The 21,160-nt window shown below is 51.4% G+C and carries 18 protein-coding genes; 2 read left to right on the top strand and 16 right to left on the bottom strand.

Annotated features, from left to right (window positions below; all coding sequences use genetic code 11):
* Positions 1 to 87: 87 nt before the first annotated feature.
* From FHT67_RS29965 to FHT67_RS11695, 7 genes are all read right to left on the bottom strand, one after another.
* The gene (locus FHT67_RS29965; protein WP_243867130.1) at positions 88 to 690 is read right to left on the bottom strand and encodes a nucleotidyltransferase family protein; all 603 of its coding nucleotides are present in this window, start codon (positions 688 to 690) and stop codon (positions 88 to 90) included.
* The gene (locus tag FHT67_RS11720) at positions 611 to 1,693 is read right to left on the bottom strand and encodes an XdhC family protein (protein WP_167198244.1); all 1,083 of its coding nucleotides are present in this window, start codon (positions 1,691 to 1,693) and stop codon (positions 611 to 613) included. The genes FHT67_RS29965 and FHT67_RS11720 overlap by 80 nt, the downstream gene beginning before the upstream one ends.
* 159 nt (positions 1,694 to 1,852) lie before the next feature.
* The gene (locus FHT67_RS11715) at positions 1,853 to 3,178 is read right to left on the bottom strand and encodes a 5'-deoxyadenosine deaminase (RefSeq protein ID WP_167198241.1); all 1,326 of its coding nucleotides are present in this window, start codon (positions 3,176 to 3,178) and stop codon (positions 1,853 to 1,855) included.
* Positions 3,179 to 3,224: 46 nt separating this feature from the next.
* Entirely contained in the window at positions 3,225 to 4,811 is a 1,587-nt protein-coding gene (locus FHT67_RS11710) for a PucR family transcriptional regulator (RefSeq protein ID WP_132305438.1), read from the bottom strand.
* Positions 4,812 to 5,063: 252 nt separating this feature from the next.
* On the bottom strand, positions 5,064 to 7,025 hold the full coding sequence (locus FHT67_RS11705) for a stalk domain-containing protein (protein ID WP_167198238.1): 1,962 nt from the start codon (positions 7,023 to 7,025) through the stop codon (positions 5,064 to 5,066).
* 81 nt (positions 7,026 to 7,106) lie between these two features.
* Positions 7,107 to 8,090 (bottom strand): serine hydrolase domain-containing protein, encoded by a 984-nt coding sequence (locus tag FHT67_RS11700; protein ID WP_243867061.1) that lies wholly within the window; start codon positions 8,088 to 8,090, stop codon positions 7,107 to 7,109.
* A 23-nt stretch (positions 8,091 to 8,113) separates the two neighbouring features.
* A complete protein-coding gene (locus FHT67_RS11695) occupies positions 8,114 to 9,529 on the bottom strand; it encodes an MDR family MFS transporter (RefSeq protein WP_167198235.1) in 1,416 nt (471 codons plus the stop codon).
* 194 nt (positions 9,530 to 9,723) lie between these two features.
* On the opposite strand from FHT67_RS11695, the gene FHT67_RS11690 reads away from it, so the two are divergent.
* Complete coding sequence (locus tag FHT67_RS11690) at positions 9,724 to 10,362, top strand: DedA family protein (protein ID WP_243711594.1); 639 nt, start codon at positions 9,724 to 9,726, stop codon at positions 10,360 to 10,362.
* Positions 10,363 to 10,410: 48 nt separating this feature from the next.
* Here the strand turns inward: FHT67_RS11690 and FHT67_RS11685 are convergent, their stop codons facing one another.
* A complete protein-coding gene (locus FHT67_RS11685; protein WP_132305444.1) occupies positions 10,411 to 10,689 on the bottom strand; it encodes a hypothetical protein in 279 nt (92 codons plus the stop codon).
* Positions 10,690 to 10,909: 220 nt separating this feature from the next.
* On the opposite strand from FHT67_RS11685, the gene FHT67_RS11680 reads away from it, so the two are divergent.
* Positions 10,910 to 12,322, top strand: a complete 1,413-nt coding sequence (locus FHT67_RS11680; protein ID WP_132305446.1) for a hypothetical protein — start codon at positions 10,910 to 10,912, stop codon at positions 12,320 to 12,322.
* A 55-nt stretch (positions 12,323 to 12,377) separates the two neighbouring features.
* On the opposite strand, the gene bacA is transcribed toward FHT67_RS11680, so the two are convergent.
* From bacA to FHT67_RS11640, 8 genes are all read right to left on the bottom strand, one after another.
* Positions 12,378 to 13,166, bottom strand: coding sequence for an undecaprenyl-diphosphate phosphatase (bacA, locus tag FHT67_RS11675; protein ID WP_167198232.1), 789 nt, complete (start codon positions 13,164 to 13,166; stop codon positions 12,378 to 12,380).
* 149 nt (positions 13,167 to 13,315) lie between these two features.
* Entirely contained in the window at positions 13,316 to 14,614 is a 1,299-nt protein-coding gene (locus FHT67_RS11670; protein WP_132305450.1) for a hemolysin family protein, read from the bottom strand.
* Between the two features lie 141 nt (positions 14,615 to 14,755).
* Positions 14,756 to 15,115 (bottom strand): Lin0512 family protein, encoded by a 360-nt coding sequence (locus tag FHT67_RS11665; protein ID WP_132305452.1) that lies wholly within the window; start codon positions 15,113 to 15,115, stop codon positions 14,756 to 14,758.
* Positions 15,116 to 15,129: 14 nt separating this feature from the next.
* Positions 15,130 to 16,266: a DUF3900 domain-containing protein gene (locus tag FHT67_RS11660; RefSeq protein ID WP_167198229.1), complete on the bottom strand. Its 1,137-nt coding sequence runs from the start codon at positions 16,264 to 16,266 to the stop codon at positions 15,130 to 15,132.
* Positions 16,267 to 16,296: 30 nt separating this feature from the next.
* Positions 16,297 to 17,391 (bottom strand): nitric oxide synthase oxygenase, encoded by a 1,095-nt coding sequence (locus FHT67_RS11655; protein ID WP_167198226.1) that lies wholly within the window; start codon positions 17,389 to 17,391, stop codon positions 16,297 to 16,299.
* A 240-nt stretch (positions 17,392 to 17,631) separates the two neighbouring features.
* Complete coding sequence (locus FHT67_RS11650; RefSeq protein ID WP_132305456.1) at positions 17,632 to 18,081, bottom strand: disulfide oxidoreductase; 450 nt, start codon at positions 18,079 to 18,081, stop codon at positions 17,632 to 17,634.
* Between the two features lie 5 nt (positions 18,082 to 18,086).
* Complete coding sequence (locus tag FHT67_RS11645; RefSeq protein ID WP_243711595.1) at positions 18,087 to 18,827, bottom strand: DsbA family protein; 741 nt, start codon at positions 18,825 to 18,827, stop codon at positions 18,087 to 18,089.
* Between the two features lie 174 nt (positions 18,828 to 19,001).
* A complete protein-coding gene (locus tag FHT67_RS11640) occupies positions 19,002 to 21,083 on the bottom strand; it encodes a HelD family protein (protein WP_132305458.1) in 2,082 nt (693 codons plus the stop codon).
* Positions 21,084 to 21,160: the final 77 nt, after the last annotated feature.

Below are 21,160 nucleotides of genomic sequence, written 5' to 3'. Positions count from 1 at the left end.
CATTAGATTGGGAAGAGGTATAAAATAACGAAAATTCATTGTGCACGATGCACGTCTTCCGCAAAATACGTAACAAAAGGTTACGCATCATCCATGGTTAAGAGCTTGGTCGAAACGTCTAACCGCCAGGTCAAAGCCAGCTTCATCATCTACATCAAGCAGCCATTCAGCATCCTTTCCTCTGAATTCAATGATTTTCCCCTTATACTCCGGCGATCCAAACAACTTGCGAGCCCCCATATCGCCTCTCAAGCCGCGAAGCGCCGGATACATGCTCTGCCGGATAATCGCAGGCGGCATAATGATTCCATCTGCGGAGGATGCGGCAAAGTCCAATGCGGGATTCTCCTCCATAACAGCAAGAAGACGCCGCACCATAGCAGCCGTGACAAAAGGTTGGTCACCTAGCCCGATCACGATCGCATCGGGATTCGGGGAGCTGGACAGCGCGGCGTCTACCCCGGCACGAATGGAATAGGACATGCCAAGACTTGCTTCTTCGCAGACGACGATATTCAATTGGGAAACGTATAGCTTATCTCTTCTTATATCCCGCAGCCAAGCAAGCGGATCGTCCGGACGGATCACAAGGTGTATCCGTCCGATTCCGCTAGCCAAGAGAGCACGAAGCGCCATGCTGCCGAGCGTAACGCCCGGCGAAAGCTCGAGCGGCAGCTTCGGCTTGCCCATTCGGCTGCTCTGTCCCGCCGCCAAATAAATTGCGGATAGGTTCATGGAGTTCCTCCTTTTGCCGATCGGCCTTTTGCTTATTCCGCCATTGGTAACGCAAAGCGATTAATTCAGCGGCAATGCTGACCGCAATCTCGTATGGACCTTCGGCCCCGATGGACAAGCCGATAGGCGCCTTGACATTAGCCGGCGGAACTTCCCCGTTAAACAGCATGCCTATTCTTTTGACAGAGCCCATAACCCCTATATACTTTGACTGCGAAGCCAATGCCCATTCAATCATTTCCCGGTCGTAATGAAGACGATGGCTGCAGACGATTACGGCATCCTCGGAGCTCGGCTGCAGCCTTTCGCGAAGCTGCCCCGGCGTGCCGATATAATGCTCCGCGTACGGAAAAGCAGCCAGCAGACGAGGACGCCAGTCCGCGACAACGACATGAAAGCTGCTTTGCGTCAAGAGATGATAGATAGGAACGGCATCCGGACCGGCGCCAAACAAAATGACTCGTTGCCTGTTCGTTACGCGGAGACTAAACTGCCAATCATAGGACGGATCGGAAGAAGGAGGCGCAATTTCCTCCGTCGCAAGCTCGTAACTCAGCTCCTCCCCCTTCAGCCCGCGTACAAACCAAATGTTCCTGCCTTCTTCCAACAGGTCCAGAATATCCATCAATATCCGCCGAAGCCTTCCTTCTACCGGCTCCAGCAGAACGCGGATGACTCCGCCGCAGCCGACAGACTCTCCCCAGATGGGATCGTCGCCCGGCTCCATGTTGTATTCCGCCACTTCATAACGCTTGGCTTCCCAGACGGAGAGGGCACGCTCCCCGAGATCGGATTCGATACAGCCCGGACTAACCGTGCCGACGGCATCTCCGTTTAACAGAAGCAGCATGGCCGCTCCCGCCTTGCGGTAGGCATGCCCTTCGACTCCGATAATGGTTGCCAGGACTGCCGGCTGATCCTGCAACCGGATCGTACGCAGGATGTTAATCATGTCCATCGACAACCCCTCCTAAAAGTTTTGCGAAGCAAAACTGGCTTCGTAAGCTTTCGCTTTAAGTTTTGCGAAGCAAAACTGGCTTCGTAAGCTTTCGCTTTAAGTTTTGCGAAGCAAAACTGGCTTCGTAAGCTTTCTCTTAAGTTTTGCGCGAACAGCCGATTAGAGTCTTGCCAGAAGCTCCTTCAAGGTCCGGTCTGCCTCGCGCAGCACAAGCGGTTTGTCTACCGTCTTCATGATTCTGCCTTCCATAACGATCTGTCCGTCTATCATCACTGTATCTACATCGCCGCGCGTAGCTGCGTAAACCACTCTGGAATACCAGTCCGCATCAAACGAAGGATAGACATGGAAGTCTTCCAGATCAAGCAGCTGCAAATCCGCAAGCTTTCCGACTTCAATGCTGCCGATTTTGTCCTCCAGGCCAAGCACGTGAGCACCGCCCATCGTCGCCATGCGAAGAACGGTCTTTGCGTTCATGACGGTTGGACCATGCTTCACCTTCTGGATAAAGGCCGTAAGGCGCATCTCTTGGAACATATCGAGATTGTTATTGCAAGGCGCTCCGTCTGCTCCGATACCGATATCGATCCCTTCCCGCAGCAGCTCGGGAACCTGCGCGACGCCGGATGCCAGCTTCAGGTTCGAGCCCGGGCAATGCGTAACCTTCACGCCCCGTTCCTTGATAATCCGTTTTTCCTTTTCATCCAGCCAAATGCTGTGCGCGAGAATAAGATTCGGACGAGCGAGACCGATATGATCCAGATAAATCACGTTTCGCATGCCGCGCTCGGCTTCGACGATCGAGATTTCCTCCCGGTTCTCCGACGCATGGGTATGTACCTTTACGCCGTATTGAGCGGATAAATCTCGTACTCCGACAAGAAGCTCTTCCGTACACGAGACCACAAACCGCGGGCAAAAAGCGTATTCGATCCGTCCGCCCGCAGCTCCGTGCCACTTTTCCAGCAGCTCCACGCTTTCCTTGAGCGATTGCTCCGTCTTCTCCTGTAGAGGAAGCGGAACCTCCGTTCCGTAATCCATCATCACCTTGCCGGAGACGGCACGGATCCCGCTTTCGAGAATGGCTTGAAATGCCGACTCCGTATGATTGACGGTCTCCATATCGAGAATGGTCGTTGTTCCGCTTCGGATGAGTTCCCCGATACCCAGCAAGGCCGAATAATAGACGGATTCCTCATTATGCGCTGCCTCTAGCGGCCAGATGCGCTGTCTCAACCAATCAATCAGCTCCAGATCGTCCGCTCTTCCTCGGAACAAGGTCTGGCACAAATGAATATGCGTCTGGATGAAGCCGGGCAGAAGCACTTTCCCCCGGGCATCTATGATACGGTCTACCTCAATATCCTGAATATTCGGACCAATTTGAGCAATTTTGTTGTCTTTCACAAGCACATCGCCGATTAAAATCTCATCCGATGCATTCATCGTCATAATGACGGCATTGCGAATCAAGGTCGAATTCATGTTTACCGCTCCTTTGTTGCAGCCCGAATCGTTATAGGATGGCTGGTTAGGTTTGTTCGTTCATTAACAGCTTGCGGAATAAGAATGCGATCTTGAGCCTGAGAAGATCATTCATTTTCTTGAAATCCACCCCTAATATCTCGCTTAGCTTCTCGATCCTGTAAGTTGCCGTGTTACGGTGGATATAGAGCTTCTTTGCCGTTTCGTTTAATTGGCCGTCCTGCTCCAAATAAGTCTCGAGCGTGCGCAGCATTTCGTTGGCGTAGTCCGGATCCTTGTTTACGAGTCCGCCCAGCCAGCGGTTGCAGAATGCTTCCATCCTGTCCCTCGACACATGCTCGAACACGATTGCCAAGTCCATGGTATCAAAGGAGGTAATGGGTTGCGCGACTCCCCATTCGGAAGCAAGTCTTTGGGTTTGCCTGCATTCGTCGAAAGCCTCGTAAAGCTGGTCTGCCCGCTTCTTCCGGCTGCTGACCGCCGCCCGCGGATTCCCGCCGCCCTCCCGCTGGATGGAAGCAAAGCAAATCGTTAACGCGGACTCCAGGCATCCGTCCGCCTGCCCTTCCAACTCCGGGAATACCGACAATAACCCTTCCTCCATTACCATATGCATGCCTCTCAATTCCTGAAGTTTCGCATGGCTTAAAAAATCCGTCTTTAGCTTCTCGAGCTTCTCGGCCCTTTGGGGCGCCGATGCATGAGGGACATCGCTCAGCACGCAGACGTAATGGCTTTGGAACACCTCGAGCTCCCACCGGTCCGCATACTCCACAACCTTATCAATCGGCAGACCGTTCCTCAGGTAACGCTTGATCAACACGCCGAAGTCCTTCTGCACCGACAGCTCGAAATAATCCTCGTAATTAAAATTCATTTGGTAGGATAATAGCTCCGCCGCCTGCAGGTAGAGACTTTCTTCAATAGTAGAAAGGAATAGCTGCGGATTAAAAAACAGAACAAATCCCGTACAGCGGGACTGCTTCATAAGAGGAATGCGGAATGCCTGCCACTGCTTGCTCTTCATCCACTTCTGCTGCTGCGGCCAAGGCCAGCTGCCCGTTAATTCAGTATCGGCTACCTGCGAGCTGTTGTATACGATCTGGCCTCTCGACCCCACGATCGCCATCGGGAACCCGATAATATCCGCAACCGCATCAAACAATTCGTTGATATGATCCGTCTTGAGAGCCATCCTCATCAGCCGGACCTGCTTATCGAATATATCCTGCAGCACGCCGGTATTACGGCGCAGCTCTTCCTTAAACAAACCGCTCATCTGGTCGGAGAACGTGAATTGATAAGGGAGCTCAATTAGAGGAAACCCAAGCTCATTGGCAAAAGCAATCATCTGCTCCGGAATCGCGTCCCAAAATCGGCCAAGCTTGATCCCGAGACCCGACGATCCGCGCTGATTCAGCTTAGCCAGCAGCTCCGTTGCGTCCTGCGGGTGGTCCTTGATCAGATAGGCAGTCGTGAACAGCATTTCCCCTTCCTTGATCCAATCGGTAATATCAGGGGCATCCATCACATTGACGGATTTCACGATCCGATTGCGCCCTGCTGTTCCGGCAACCAGCTTCCCTTCCGATAAAGGAAACACGTTCAGCGCCTGTTCCACTGTCAAATGCATAGCGCACCTCCGCTCACCATGTAAACATCTTCCGACGTTACTTTATATAACATCATAAATCAGAGATTTCCTTTAATCAATAGTTATGTAAATATAATTAACCATATAAACTCTCAAACTATCAGTTCATCTATTAAAATCTCCATATTCTGGTTGTAGATCTTATATAACTAACATATATATAACGCATTTGGCCGAAAAAATGCCGATAAGAGCAAATTCGCTCTTATCGGCATTTAAAATTGCGTTTTATTATTGCTTCACTTCCGGCAATGGCAGGAACAGAAGGTTAATCGGCAGGTTACTGCCGGATGCCGGCGTAAATACGATCGACACCGATTCTTCGGTATCTCCCGTCCTGTAAAGGACGCCTGCTTCGTTCGCATTGCTCAGAATAGTTGTATTTGTCGCGTAGACCAGCTTGTTGTTTACCAAGAATGCGCCGCCGTAATGGCCACCGCGCGGATTCAAGGCAATAAGCGTGTGAGGCTTAACGTGCCACAGGTTCAGGACGTACAGAGCACCGTTGTTGCCGTCGTTGGACATGGCGTCCCCTGTCAGAACGTCAAAGCCGGACAAGCGGGTATCTACCACTTTGTCGGCCAAAATCATGCGGGAAGGAACGTCGCCAATCGTCTGCAGAACGTTGATGCTGCGGTTCGCCTGTTCGAAGGTGCCGCGTACGTGCTTGCCGTCGCGAGGCAGAATCGGAAGCTGCGGAAGCGCCTGCAGCACGTCTTTGCTTGCATCTACCACGATAACGCTGAATTTGATCGGCGCGGAAGTCGTTACGTCGGCATACATCGTAATGACACGGCCATTTACTACTTCCTTGCTGCTTAACGGGCTAAGTACAACACGGCTTTGTCCCGCGGGAATGGTTGTCACCGTTCCAACCGGATTAACGGTTCTCGACAGCAGGTAGTTCGCCGTAGCGGCCTTGCCTGCTTGCGTTACGTAAGGGGCTGGCCCCCCAAGACCGATACGCTCATCGGTTACGGTAGCTGCCGTGGAATTTTCGTTTGTTGCGACAATATAGACCTTAACCGGATTAGGACGGTTATTCTGGTTGTGGATCAAGAAACGGACATTGCCGTTTGCCGTATCCTGGTAATAAATCCCCTCGTCGTTAATCAATTCGGGACTATTGCTGCGGATAAACGTTTGCTGACCGTTCGAAACAACCGTATACGGCTGCGTAGGAAGCTTAAGCACGCTTGCGCCGTCAATCGAGAACTTCTCTCCTTGATCGGTGTACAGCTGATCGAATTCCTGCTTCGTATACAGCGAATCGTTCGTAATCGTAATCGTCTGCGAGAACTCGCTTGTAAGGCCGTGAACATCCGTCACTTTCAGCGTTACCGTCTGGTCGCCCGGTTCAAAGAAAGCTTTGGCGTTATTGACCCACTCGCGTTTCGTAATCTTATTCTCGTCATCGGTGCTGATGTCATTGTATTGAATAAGTTCGCCCATTTTGTAATAGGACTTGTCCGTCGCGAAACGCGCTTCGGGCGGAAGGTTCGGCGGGAGCACGTTAAACGTTACCGAATACGGATCACTCCATACGCCGTTCACATCTTGGACCCATTTGGTTACCGTATACGTTCCAGCTGCTTCGAATACGGTTTGTTTGCCTTCCCAACGTTCGTTCACGATGGCAGCGCCGCTTGGGGAATACGACATATCGCCATATGTTACTTCGGTTTGGCCGGCGTAAATAACTCCGCCGACAATGTTGAATTTGGCTACCGGCTTAGTTGTCCAGGTCAGGACAATCTTCTTCTGAGCCGGAATCGTCGACAATGTCATTCCGAACGGCTGAAGCACCGAACGAAGCGGGATCATCAGACTTCCGTTTTGCACAAAAGGCGCACCCGTAAACGTTGCGCGGGTACCATTTACCGTATAGGAAGACTTGTTTACCGCATAACGGAGTTCGTTAGTCGCGCTGCGAAGGACATACTCTTTCTTGTTCGCATCATAGAGCACGGATCCCCCGAGTCTGCCCGCAATGGCGGTAGCGGAAATATAAGTCGTGCCTTTCAATTCGGTGAGCGGCTGTGCAGCCATGTAAAGCTTGCCGTTATGGTACATCTGCTTTGTTTTCTGAAGAAGGATCAATTGATTTTGACCGCTGGAAGCACCTTGCGCCGCTACGGGAATGGCAAACAGCAAGAGCGCAGCAAGGACTACTAAGCTGACTTTCTTAAACATTGGATTCTCCTTTTCTCTTTGGGATGGTTTGAACTGACATAGATTAAACGCATCCCGGAGCAAAAGGTTGCACCGGACAGCCTACTTTTTTAAGGCTCCCGCAATATGTTCAAATATCAGATTGCGAGATTTGACCGCTTCGTTCCTTCCGGCAAGTGCTTTTCGCAGCATGATAACCAGTCGTTCTTCAGGCGCAACGAGCAGATACTGCCCGCCGTGCCCAAAGGCGAAATAGCAGTCAAACGCTCCGTTATGTTCGGCCGGCGACTGCCACCAATGGTATCCGTAGGCCCCGTAAATAGGAGGTTCATAGTGAAGAAGTCCTCGATGATGCCTCTTCGTGGAGTCCTGTACCCATGAGGCAGGCAGCAGCCTCCGCCCAAACCATTCTCCTTCCCGCAAATGCAAAAGACCAAGCTTGGCCAAATCGCGGCCGAATAACTGAAGCCCCGTACCTCCCTCATTGATCCCTTTATGAGAGGTCCATTTCGCTTGACGAAAGGCCATTGGCCTGAATAGGCGGCTCGTGGCATAATCAAGAGCGCTCTGGCCCGTGGCCGATGTCAGAATAGCCGATAAGAGATGGGAGCCTCCGGAATTATACAGATAGGCATTCCCGGGTTCGCTGATCATCGAGCGTTCCAAGACAAACCGGATGGGATCCGCGGCTTTTTTCATCGCTTTATAAGGCTTATCGAAGTCCGGCCAATCCCACCCGGAGGTCATCGTCAGCAGATGCTTGATTTGAATGGACGAGTCCGGCATTCCTTCGAAATAATCCGCAATGGGCTGGTCTACGCTTTGGATACGCCCTTCCGCTATGGCAACCCCGATAAGCGCGGATAACACGCTTTTCGTACAGGATAAGAGCGGTCCTATCGCATCCTCCCCCCTGGTATGCCACTCCCAGGCTATCGCATCCTCACGCATTATAATGACCGATGTTATCTTCCAAGCCTCCAGCCGTTCCTTCATTCCCTCCAGCTTCGATTCATCCAAAGCAGCAGCCGAAGGCGCAACGAAACGCAAATAAGGATCATCTGTCAAGGTTGTCAAAGTTGTCATGCCATTCATCCGCCTTTCCGGTTCTATGAGGATGCATCCGCAGCATCCGATGCGGCATGGCCGCCTTCCGTGCCTGCTTTCGGCAGCATAAGCATGGACAGCAGCACCGCGACGGACATGACGCCAAGGATCAGGAAGATCCGGTGAAGGCTATGCTCCAGCTTAAGCGCATCAATCGATTCCGAGTTTCCGGTGTTGAGCAGCAGGCCAAACATGGCTATCCCCACCGTCTGTCCTAGCGTACGGATAAAGTTATTGCTGCCAACCGCCGCTCCGCGCAGCTCCCAGCTTACGGCCGAGGTTACCGCCACGGTAAAGCTTGTTAACGACAGGCCAAATGACAAGCCCGACAAGCAGGTATAGATCATAAACAGCGCGATGGGGGTATGGGCATTCATGAGCATAAACCCGGCGCTGCCGGCAATGAGGAACACCGAGCCCGTTACCGCAATGCGGCGCATGCCATACTTGGCAATAAAATTGCCGGCTAGAATAGCTCCAAGGGGCCAACCTATGGACAGCGGGATCATCGCCATACCGGAGTACGTTGCGCTCTTTCCCGCTACGCCTTGGATCCACAGAGGAAGGTAAAAGATTGCAACGACATTGATCACGCAGAGCAAAAAGCTGATGGCGTTGACGGCGCTTATGGTCCGGATTTTAAAGATCTGCAGAGGAATAATGGGCTCTCTCGATCGTTTTTCGATATAGTAGAACAACGTCAGCAGAATCGCCGCAGCCGCTAAAAGCAAAATAATCTCGGTGGCGGATCGGGAAGCATCCGGCTCGCGAAGAATGGTCAAGGCGTACAGAAAAGCAAACATCCCTGCCGCGAAAGCCGCGATACCGGGATAATCGATATGGCGCTTCTGCTTCACGGACACTTCTTTCATCGATATCATCAGAAGAGCAAGCGCTACAATGCCAAACGGAAGATTCATATAAAAAATCGCCCGCCAGGACACGTAATCGACGAGAAGTCCTCCCGCAAGCGGCCCTGTAATGCCGGCTATCCCCCAAATGCTCGACATCCAGCCCTGGACTTTAGCCCGTTGCTCGAAGGGGTATAAGTCGCCGATAATGGTATATGGAATCGTGGTCAACGCCCCCGCTCCAAGTCCTTGAACCGCCCGGAACGCAATCAGCTGCGGCATGGCGGCCGCAAGGCCGGACAGCATGGAGCCAAGAAGGAATATGGCAGCTCCCGCAATAAACATTTTTTTGCGTCCGAACAGGTCGGACAGCTTGCCGTAAATCGGCGTTGTGATCACCGTAGCGAGCAGATAAATCGAGATAATCCAGCTGTACTGCCGGATCCCGTGCAATTCGCCGGTAATGCTCGGCATCGCCGTGCTTACAATGGTTCCTTCGATCGCTGCAAGGAAGGTCGCGACATACAGAGCAACGGTTACGGTACGTCTGTTGGTTGTTGTATTCATTATTTCTCCTTTCCGTACGTCTTATGACTTGGTAAAAATGCGAAACACTCTATTATGATCCTTGTCCGCGGAAAAGATCAATGTTTTTTCAGGTTTATGGGAAAGAACACAGTTAATTCGACCTACCGGAACGCAATGATTTATGTTAGCCTAAATGAAGCGATTATGGCTCAAATACGTTGATGATGTAAGGGATGAATAAACAAATGGGTTACGATTATTTAATATCCATTATTGATCAGTTCGGCTACGTCTCTCTTTTTCTGGTACTGTGCCTTGGCTTAATCGGACTTCCGGTTCCTAACGAGGTTGTCGTGATGACGGGCGGCGCGTTTGTTGCATCGGGCTTGTTGAGTCCTGTTCCCGCCTATTTGATGGTATTCCTTGGAATATGCTCGGCGATGACTTTTAATTACACGATTGGCCGGTTCGCGGGCAGCAAAGTATTCGACTGGTTCATGAGAAAAAAGAATATGGATAAATTCATCCATCAGGCTCAGAACATGAGCGAAAAATACGGCGGCTTTGCGCTAAGCATTGGCCTTGTTCTTCCCGTGCTTCGGCATGTGATGCCGTTTGTCGGAGGAACCAACAAGATGACGTACAAACGATTCGCGCTGTTTGCGTATCCAAGCGCCTTTGTCTGGACGCTCATTTATTTTATCCTCGGTACGTTTGTCGGCGACCGGGTGCAGGCGATTGGCGACTCGATTGCCGATAACGGCATGATTGTTGTCTACGCTTTGCTTGCCGTAGCGGCTGGCGCGGCAGCCTGGCTGTACATCCGCAGCCGCACGGCGAAGAAAAACGAGAAGGCTGGACGGCCGATGTAACGCAAAAAAACCTCCGGAACCCTGAAATACGGGGAAACCGGAGTTTTCTTATTTGTACTTCGGATCCAATTTCTCTTCCGCCGCGTTCACCAGATAATCAAACAGCTCGTCATCCTCCTCGAGCATGTCCTCTACCGCCAGCAGCTGATCCTCGTCGCCCGATTCGTGAAGGAAAAAGAGGCCGTATCCCCACTCCGTTCTCTTCCGGCTGTGAATGGTCATTTCATATTGATTGGGCTGGCCAAGCATTTCGAATTGAATGCGGCCTACATACCCTTCTTCCTTCGTGTAAGTCATCGAAGCATCCAAAATTTTAACATTATCCATTTTGTTCTATACTTCCTTCCGATCATTCGAGTTGGCGATTGAAATGGCTAAAAAAAGCCTGTCCTCTAATTGTATACGGTTTGCCGCATTCGTCAACAAATGTTCAAGGCGGTGAAGCACATTCTCATGGACGCCGTGATGAACGCCTATAGACGGCTTTGCATACTGTACAATACGGCAGCGGTTACCGAGGCCGTGTATCCCATGAGAGGGTGATTCTATGGCCATTGATTTAGTGGCGCTGCATTGGGTGTATCTCGTCTTCATCGTCGCCATTATCGGCTTTATGGTGATGCGCAGAGATACGTCGCTCATTTGTATCGTCGGCATCTTTGTGCTTGGCCTACTGGCAACCGAATCGCTGAGCGACTCCGTCAGCGGTGTGTTTAACAGCTTTATTTACGCCATTAAAGAACTAATGGGCACTATTCTCATTATATCCATAATTGTCGCAATGAGCCGGGTGCTGATCCGGACTGGCATAAATGAAGTGATGATTTCCCCGTTTGCCCGCTTCCTGCGAACGCCTACTCTGGCCTTCTGGGGAATCGGCCTGATCATGATGGTCACGTCGTGGTTTTTTTGGCCATCCCCTGCCGTAGCGCTGATTGGCGCCGTATTGCTGCCGGTTGCGCTGAGAGTCGGCCTTCCCGCATTGGGAGCCGCGATGGCGATGAACTTGTTCGGCCACGGCATTGCGTTGTCCGGCGACTACATCATTCAAGGCGCCCCAAAGCTGACGGCCGATGCGGCCGGCTTGCCGGTTAGCGATGTTATGGAAGCAAGCATTCCGCTCGTAATCGTAATGGGTCTGGTGACGACGGTTACGGCTTTCTGGATGATGCGCCGCGATATGAAAACCGGGAAATGGAATGACGGCATCATCTCCAAAGTGGAGGGCGATAAAGAGCTGACCGGCGAAGATGATCTCGCCTTCAAAAATGTACTGTCACACGGTACTAAGCTGACGCTTGCGATCTTGATCCCTTTACTGTTTGCCGCAGATGTGGTGGCCATGTTTATACTGGACCTGCAAGGCGGCGATGCAACCGCGCTTGTCGGCGGAACCGCGATTTTCATCCTGCTCATCATCACAATGCTTGCCCACAAGAACAAAGGCCTGGAGAAAACAACGAATTATCTGATTGAAGGCTTCCTGTTCGGCTTTAAAGTATTTGGTCCCGTCATTCCAATCGCGGCATTCTTCTACCTGGGCGACTCCGGCTTCACCGCCATCTTCGGCGATACGCTTCCAGCCGGTTCACAAGGCATCGTCAACGACCTTGGCGTCGCCCTTGCGAACAATGTACCCGTGAATGGCGAGGTAGGCTCCGTTACGTTGACGCTGGTAGGCGCTGTTACCGGTCTAGACGGCTCCGGCTTCTCGGGTATATCGCTTGCCGGCTCCATCGCCCATCTGTTCGGAGGGGCCATCGGTTCCGGCGTTGCCACCTTGACCGCTCTCGGTCAGGTTGCGGCGATTTGGGTAGGCGGCGGTACGCTTGTGCCTTGGGCACTTATTCCCGCCGCGGCAATTTGCGGTGTAAGCCCGTTCGAGCTGGCACGCCGTAATTTGAAGCCCGTTATTATCGGTCTCTGCGTTACTACGGTTGTAGCCATGTTTCTGGTCTAACCGCAAAAAAGGATGCTCACACTGGCGCAAGGCCAGAAGAGCATCCTTTTGTTGTTTACAAAATAATAAAGGCAAATACAATGGCAAGAGCAAATCGGTAATACGCGAACCACGACAGGCTAAGACGCTTGATCAGGTTCAGGAAGGTTACAATCGCGATCATCGCAACAATAAATGCAGCAACGAAACCGATAATAAACAGCGGGGCATCCGATGCCGTAAGGAAATCGCGGCTCTTGATCAAGTCGATGCCGCTCGCTCCCGCCATAATCGGCACCGATACCATAAACGTAAATTCGGCTGCCGCCTTTTGGCTTGCGCCGAAGAACATGCCGCCCGAGATCGTCGAACCGGAACGGGAGAAGCCCGGCCATAAAGCGAGAACCTGGAACATACCGATTGCAAAAGCTTGCTTGTATGTAATGTCATCTAGCTCTTCCGCGGTAATTTTCTTTTTCATCCGGTCTGCTGCGATCATCAGGATACCGCCTGCTACGAGACCGATAAGCACCGTTTCGGGGCTGAATAAATAATCTTTGATAAATCCGTGAAGCAAGACGCCCACTAATCCGGCAGGAATCATGGCAAGCACAAAGTGAAGGGCGTTGACGCCCGAGCCTTTTCTGAAATCGAATTTCAGCAGGCCTAGAAACTTTCTCCAGTACAACACGAGGACGGCAAGTACGGCGCCGAATTGGATAACAACCTCAAAGACTTTCGCGCGGTCATCCTGGAAGTTTAACAAATCTGCTGTCAGAATCAAGTGGCCCGTCGAAGAGACAGGCAAAAATTCCGTAAGGCCTTCAATGATGCCCATTATAATGGCATTAAATAAATCTCCCAAATGTAGTCCTCCATCTCCTAAATTTTCTTTCGCTTATTTTCTGATTTAACCAACCTTATTATCATAGCACAAGGTTGAGACAAGCGAAAGCAACCAACGTTTTAGGAGAAAAGCCGCATCCCTGCAACCGGAATACGGCTCGTTGGTCCTTATTCATTAACGAGGTTAACGATATTAACGATGATTTCGATCTTGCGGATGCGATGCCGTTCCTTCTCGCGAATAATAAAGGTCAGCTCTTCGTAATCCTGAGGCTCCCCAACCTGCAAATCGGGATATTGGTTAAACAACCAGCCTCCGATCGAGTCCACGTCATGGCTTTCCAGGCGGGAGCCAAGCGCTTCATTCACCTCGCTGATTAATGCTTTGCCGTCCACTATAAAACGATTCGGCTCGATCGCATCAATTTCCTTTACCTCATCGGCATCAAATTCGTCACGGATCTCTCCGACTATTTCCTCAAGGATATCCTCGATGGTGATCAATCCCGAGGTCCCGCCGTATTCGTCAAGCAGAATAGCGATATGCACCCGCTCCTGCTGCATTTTCCGGAGAAGCTTCTTGATGGGCATCACTTCCGGCACCGACATAACCGGCTGCAGCAGCGTCGCAACATCGGTCTCGTCATTGCCGAAATACTGCATGAAGAACTGCTTCGTATTAATGATGCCGATTATATTATCCTTGCTGCCTTTCGCAACCGGGAACCGCGTATATTGCTCACGCCGGATGATCGAGATATTGTCGACTTTGGAATTCTCGATAAACAAACAAACCATGTCCGTTCGCGGCACCATGATTTCCCTTGCTAGCCGTTCATCGAATTCGAAAATCCGGTTGACGTAGCTTAGCTCGCTTTGATTGATTTTACCGTTCTCGAAACTCTCCGACATGATGCTTTTGATTTCTTCCTCCGAATGAGCTTCATGCTCGCCCGTCGGCTTGAAGCCCATCAATCTGACGATACTGTTGGCGGAGCCGTTAAGCAGCCAAATAAACGGAAACATTACTTTATAAAATACGATAATGATTGGAGCCGCGGTTAAGCTGATTTGCTCCGGCTTGATGATAGCAACCGTTTTTGGCGCAAGCTCTCCAAGCACGACATGAAGATAAGTCACGGCCGCAAAGGATAAAATAAAAGAAAGCACATTAACCAGATTCCCGCCGATATGCAGGCTGTGAAACAAAGGATCCAGCAGGTCATGGACGGTTGGTTCGCCAAGCCAGCCCAAGCCGAGCGCGGTAATCGTAATGCCTAACTGACATGCTGACAAATAACTGTCCAAATGCGTAATCACATTTTGCACCGCTGCCCCGTTTCGGACGCCTTCCGCGACCATTTGGTTCACGCGGCTGGGACGGAGACGGACGACTGCGAATTCTGTTGCAACGAAAAATGCAGAACAAAACAGCAGCACCGCAAACAAGATCAGTTTCAGAACCATAAGCGTCTCTCCTCGGCACTGTTCGTAATTACATGTATTTTACCCTTCCCGTCCGTTTGTGAATCCTGAAAAAATAAACCGTATCCGAATCAGTAAGATCCGGACACGGTTATTTAACGTTTCTTATTCATTTCCAACTTATTAATATCCAACTTCGACGGAAGCGTTAACAATGTAGATGAGATCGTTTTTGTCGTCCTTGTCCGGCAGTAAAACTCCGCTTGTCGTCATCATCCCGCCATCCATAATTTCCACGGTGACCTGACCGTATGGCAATACGGCCTTCACCTGCTCCACGTCAAGCAGCTCCTTGTCGCAAGGAACCGCCAGCTTGACATGAACCCTCATATTGTCGAGCGTCCCGCCCGGCAGAACCGAACGCAATCCTGGCATCGAGTTATGATGGATCGCATTCTGAACCGCTCTTACCGCGGCTTTGGTTACGTTCTGACCGTGCAAATCACAGCCCATGCCAATCTCGATAAAAAATAATTTGTCCATCGTCTTTCCCTCCGTTACCAAGGTACGTCATCATCCTGAGCGGACGATTCCTCCACATACGGCTGTATAGCCGGTTCTTCTTCCTTGACGTTAGTGCCGATAATCGGCAGGAGCTGCTCTAAATCCGGAGGCAGGAGCAATTCGACAGGCGAAACCCCTTTCTCGAATTGGAACGCGTCTCCTTCAATAACCGCAACGTAACGTCCGTTATGTTTAGCGAAATGCAGTGTAATCCCAAAGTCAGCGAGCAGCCCTTTAACCGTTACCCCGCCAAGCTTGAACGAAAACGGTAAATCCGGTTTTTGTTCAACAAGCGCAGCCGAAGCCGTACTTACCTGTTCATGCGTCCAATATTCCTGAAGCTCGCGCTTCTCGCTGGCAGCCCATACCTCGATCGCATTCTCTTCTTCGCGTCTTTCCGCGCTTTCCGGCTCGGCCTGCCACTTATCCTCCATATACTGCTGAACCATGCCAAGCACCTGTTCGCCCATTACTTCGGGAAGCGGCTTTTCATAGGACACAAACTTCAGAAAATCCTCGAAATAACGGGCGTGCGAAGCCTGATGGATTTTCAGCTCCCAATGGTCAAGCGAGCCTTCCTCCGGCATATGCGGATATTGAATCGACTTCATCCCGCGTGCGCTGATCGCCATCTCGACATGCGATATCAGGCTCCGTTCATCGGAAATTCTCGCGATCTTTGGTTCGAAATCGCATTTAAGCAGGAATAGGAACGGCTCGTCGAAATACGTATTGAGCTTTGCCCGCGCAATGATAAACGCTCCGCCGCGAACGGCGGTCGTATCCATATAGATATGTACCAGCTCGTCGGCGATTCCGATAAAACGCTCTTTCGTGTCGGCTTCCCGCAAACGCTGGAATAAGTTATAGTTCTGGTTGCTTCCCAGTTCGTAACCCGGCTCAACCATGAAACGGCCGATTTTCGTAGGCGCGTTTTCGGTATTCGGGTTGCGTTCTACTTTTCTTTTTACGATTCGCGTAAATTCCCCGTCGAGAAACCGTTTGATTTCGCTGTCTTCATAATCGTCTTCCTCCAGCGTCTGAAAGTGCTTATACCGCTTTGCGGAAGAGCTGTCCTCGCCATCCGTTACAATAACAAAGAAAGAGAGATATTCCAATCTGAAATCCACTTGTACATTTTCCCCCATAACCTAGGCTTATTAATCATTCCGAATATAGGGAGCCTTCTGATAGCCGTATGCCGGCTTCAGCTCCGTATTGTCAAATCCGCGATGCCATACCGGAGTTGTCGAAGGCGACATTGGCGGGATGAGCCAGGACCACCTGCCGGTTAGCGGCCTTTCGTTATTTTTCTCCTGCTGGGCGAACCGCATGAACTGCTCCGAGGCGGTATGATGGTCCACAATGCTCACGCCATGTTTCTTGTATGAGTGAATGACCGCGACATTCAGCTCGACGAGCGCACGGTCCTTCCATAACGATGTATTAGTCGACGTATCAAGCCCCATTATCCGGGCAACCTCGGGCAGCTTATTGTATCGGTTGAAGTCCGCCAGATTGCGTGCTCCGATCTCCGTCCCCATATACCAGCCGTTGAACGGCGCGGCCGTATATATCAAACCGCCGATCTCCAGCTTCATATCCGAAATAAAAGGCACCGCGTACCATTGCAGCTCCAGCTCCTCAAACCGTTCGATTTCGGGATGAGTCAACGGCACTTCCTTCACTAGCCCCTCCGGGAGCTCGTACCAGCATGGAGGATCGTTATTCACCTGTACAACAAGCGGCAGCACGTCAAATGCCGTCCCCGCCCCTTTCCAGCCTAGGGCCGCGCATGCTTTGGTAAAATCCAAGGAGGCCGGATCCCCCAAAATTCCGCTATCCGTTTCGTAACCTGCATACCGCACAAGCTGATGGTTCCAGATCCGGATCCGCCTTTCCCCGAATTGCGGCGCGAATACCGTAATGGCTGGACGGACCCGCCCTTCGTTCGTCGCATACTTAATGTGATTAAATATCTGTGCCGCGATTTGATCGGCGTCCTGTAAAGAACGCGCGTCGATGACCTCAAGCGATTGCCAGAATAGCCGGCCTATGCAGCGGTTGCTGTTTCTCCAGGCCATCCTTGCTCCATGCCGAAGCTCCTCTAACGTATGCACGTAATAGCCCTTATTCTCAATCGACTGCCCGATTTCCTTCAGACGCTCCGATGCCTCCATTTCCGTCTTGCCCAGCTCGCTATAACAATTGGCGATAAACTGCTCCGCCTCTTTATACAATTCTGTGGCAATCATGCCCGCACCTGCTCTCTATCCAGCAACTTTCTTCTTACGATAACGCATTTTGAAGGCCCATGCCACCTTGCGAGTTGTCAAAAACGGCGCGTTCACTTATTGTTCACGGATTCATTTAACCGGGTTGTCACAATTGGCTTTGGACAGCGTACGGCAAAAGAAAATCGCCTTCTCCCATGCGGCAGGAGGAAGCTTATGCAAGCTTCTCCGGCCCACTCGGAAACAGGCGATTCAAATCTCTCATTGTTCGTTTTTCTGACGGCCAAGCACCAGAAGAACGGTAATTAAAATAAATGCGGTCAGCGCCATCAGCGGGATGGTGATGAAACCAAGCCAGTTCAGATAATCGTAGTTGCATGGAATTCCTGAGCGGCAAGGCATCATATCGCCCACCTTCGGAAACCAAATTTCGAAGTTATGGTAGATCGAGATCAGCATTCCGATAATGCTAAGCGGCAGGACATAGCCGATGATGCGACGGTCGCCGCGGTAAGCCGCAATCCCGAGCAGAAGGACCTGCGGATACATGAAGATTCGCTGGTACCAGCACAGATCGCATGGAATAAACCCGCGAATTTCGCTGAAATACAAGGATCCGCCGGTAGCAACCAAAGCGACAAGCCAAGCCAAATATAAACCATATCGCTGAAACCAGCTTTCATAGATTTCGGATTCGGTTGTCGTTGTCAAGTTCCCTACCCCTTATTCACAGCTTCGTCGATTGCCGCTTTGATACTCGCGTAATCAAGGTTGCCGGCATATTGGACGCCGTTAATAAAGAGCGTTGGCGTACCCGTTACATTAAGCGGGCCTACTTTTGCATTGTCCTTGTTCACTTCGCTTTGATACGTTTTGTCGTCGATGTCCTTCTTCAGCTTGTCGAAATCAAGCGTAAGCTTCGCATCCTTCGCGAGCTGGACAAGGTAGTCCGAGGTTGCCCATTTGGTCTTCTCGTCCTTCTGATTATCATAGATCGTTTTGTAATACGTCCAGAACGCTTCGTCGCCCGCTTGCTGCTGCACAGCCTCGGCAGCCAATGCCGCAGTCGTTGAGTCAGGACCGATAAAGGTATAGTTCGCGAAATACAAAGCTGCTTTACCCGTATCGATAAAGTCCTTCTCCAGCTGCGGTTCTACGTTTTGCGCGAAATACTGGCAAATCGGGCATTTGTAATCGCCGAACTCAACAATTTTGACAGGAGCTTCCGCATTACCTTTAACCGGCATACCGGTATAATCGATATCGTATACCTTGTTTGCCAGATCGGCCTGCTGCTTCGATTGATGGTTAATACCTAAAATGATAACTACGATTACGGCTACGATCGCCAGCGTCAATACAATTAGCGACTTGTTCGATTGCTTCTTTACCGGCTGCTTGTAAGTGCCTTGCCTCGGCCGCTGCTGCTTGGCCTTTGCTTTTGCTTGAGTGCCCAAACTTGTCCATTCCTCCCCGGCATTCGAATAATATCCTTGGCATATCCAGCGCCAGGCACAATTTCCGGTGCCCTGGCGCTGTTGATATGCCCGTACTTGTGACCAGTGTAGTTACAACGGGCTTTAATGTCAATAACTAGCTGTGACATGACGAAATACTGTCATATTTGAACGCTATTCTTCATTGATTAATGTCGTTAATGATTCACGATGGAGCAGCTTCAGCTTATGAAGCGCACGCGTGCAGCCTACATAAAGAAGCTTGGCGTCATCTTCCGTATATATATCCGCCCCGGCGTCTGCAATCAGCACCGCGTCGAACTCCAGCCCCTTCGACAGGTAGACGGGAACGACCGATAGCCCGCCTCCATACTCCGGCTGCTTGCTCTGTACAAGCGATGCTTCAAGCCCTTCCCGAACCAGATAATCATGCAGCTCGGCGCATTGCTCCGCGGTACGGCCGATAACCGAAATCGTCTGGAATTGGCCGGAAGCCTGCCATTCACGGATCGACTGCGCAATCTGTTTGTGCCATGCCGCTTGGTCCACCTGCACAACCTCAACCGGATCGCCGCTCCGGAACACCGGTACGGCCGGCTTAACGCCGCCGCCCATCGCGCCTAGGATCCGGTTCGCGAATTCGATGATTTCCATGGTCGAACGATAGCTGCGGTTCAGCTCGAAGAAGCCGGTCTGCTCGTCGTTAAAGAGCTGGATCAGCTCCGTCCAGCTGTTAATTCCCGCATAAGCATGAATGCCTTGCTGAAGGTCGCCAAGAACCGTCATGGACGGCGTTCGTTGGCAAAGCTTCAGAGCTTCCAGCTGGAATGGCGAGTAATCCTGCGCTTCGTCGATAACGATATGATCGTAAGCCGGGATCTTTAATCCGTACAGCCGCAAATGAATGTAAACAAGAGGCGCCAAATCCTCCGCTTCAACCAGGCCATCCTTCAATGCAGCGGCGGTAGCTGCCGCGATATTTTTCGGGATGACGGGGACGGCTTGCTTGCCCTGGAATAAAGCAGAATAGAGCTGAGGTGCCGTGTAGGAAGGGATCTTTTTCGCAAAAGCAGAAAGCTTGGCCTGCGCTTTGGCGCGCAGCTTCTTATCCACGATCCTGCGAAGCTTAAGCTCCGATTCGTACCAGCGGCGGATGCGGTTTACGAGCCGTTCGCGCTTTTGCATCAAAGTCTCGTCGCCGTAATCCGTCTCGTACCATTCTTTCATCTGATCGGGCGTAAGCAGCAGACCCGGCAGCGGTTCAAACGGGATAACCGGAACGATCCGCTGCGCCAGCTCTTCAATACGGGAATCGATTGCTTCCTTGAACGCGAGCGAGCCTTTAATCCGGCCCGGCGCATTAGCCATCTCTGCCGCCGAACGATGCTGCTCGAACCAGTATGCCAAGGCATCCGACGCGCTTCTCAGCTTCACCTCGTGCCCTAACAGCTCAAGCGACCAGTCCGCAAACGTCGTCTGCAAAATATCGCCGACGCCAAGCTCGGGCAGAACGCCCGAAATGTAATCCAGGAACATCCGGTTGGGAGCGAAAATGATCATCCGTTCCGCTTTCACACGGTCCGCGTATTGATAGAGAAGGAAAGCAAGCCTGTGAAGGGCCACCGTCGTCTTGCCACTGCCCGCTACTCCTTGAATGAACAGCGCTTTACTCCGTTCGGAACGGATAATCCGGTCCTGTTCATGCTGGATCGTCGATACGATATCCCGCAATTTATTGTCTTTGTTCTCGCCTAAGCGGTATAAGAGGAATTCGTCCGTAACGGACTCTTCTTCTTTCCCGCGCACGTAACTGTCCACCATGCGGACAAGCTCACCCTGCCGCACCATAAAATTTCGTTTCAGATGCACATAGCCTTCGATATCGCCTTCAGGCGCCGTATATGTAGCCGCATCCTCGCCGCCCGTAAAAGAATAGAACAAGCTGGCTACCGGCGCGCGCCAATCGATAACAAGCAGCTCGTTGCTGCCTTGCTTCGCCACGCCTGCCTTCCCGATATACAGCGGCTTCTTCTCGCCATCCGGCAGCTCTTCGAAATCGATCCGTCCGAAGTAAGGCTCGCGGAAGGCAACCTCCAGACGCTGTTTGCGCTCCTCGCGCTGCAGATCGAGCATCTGCTCCGTAAAATCATCGCCCGTATAACGGGGACCTATGCCTGCCAGCTGACTCTTGATATCGTCCAGCGACCGAGCCAGCCTCTCTTGCTCTTCTTGATAGGCACTTTGAACCGTGGTCATGTCAGTTACCTCCTAAAAAGAATGACTGCACAGTAGACTTCGATACAGTCAACTGCTGTGCTTCTTAACCCGTAAGC

It is taken from the genome of Paenibacillus sp. BK720 (assembly GCF_011761545.1).
In the GTDB taxonomy this organism is placed as follows: domain Bacteria; phylum Bacillota; class Bacilli; order Paenibacillales; family Paenibacillaceae; genus Pristimantibacillus.
The sequence above is the reverse complement of the archived record's forward strand: the minus strand, read 5'-3'. Positions and strand labels throughout refer to the sequence as shown.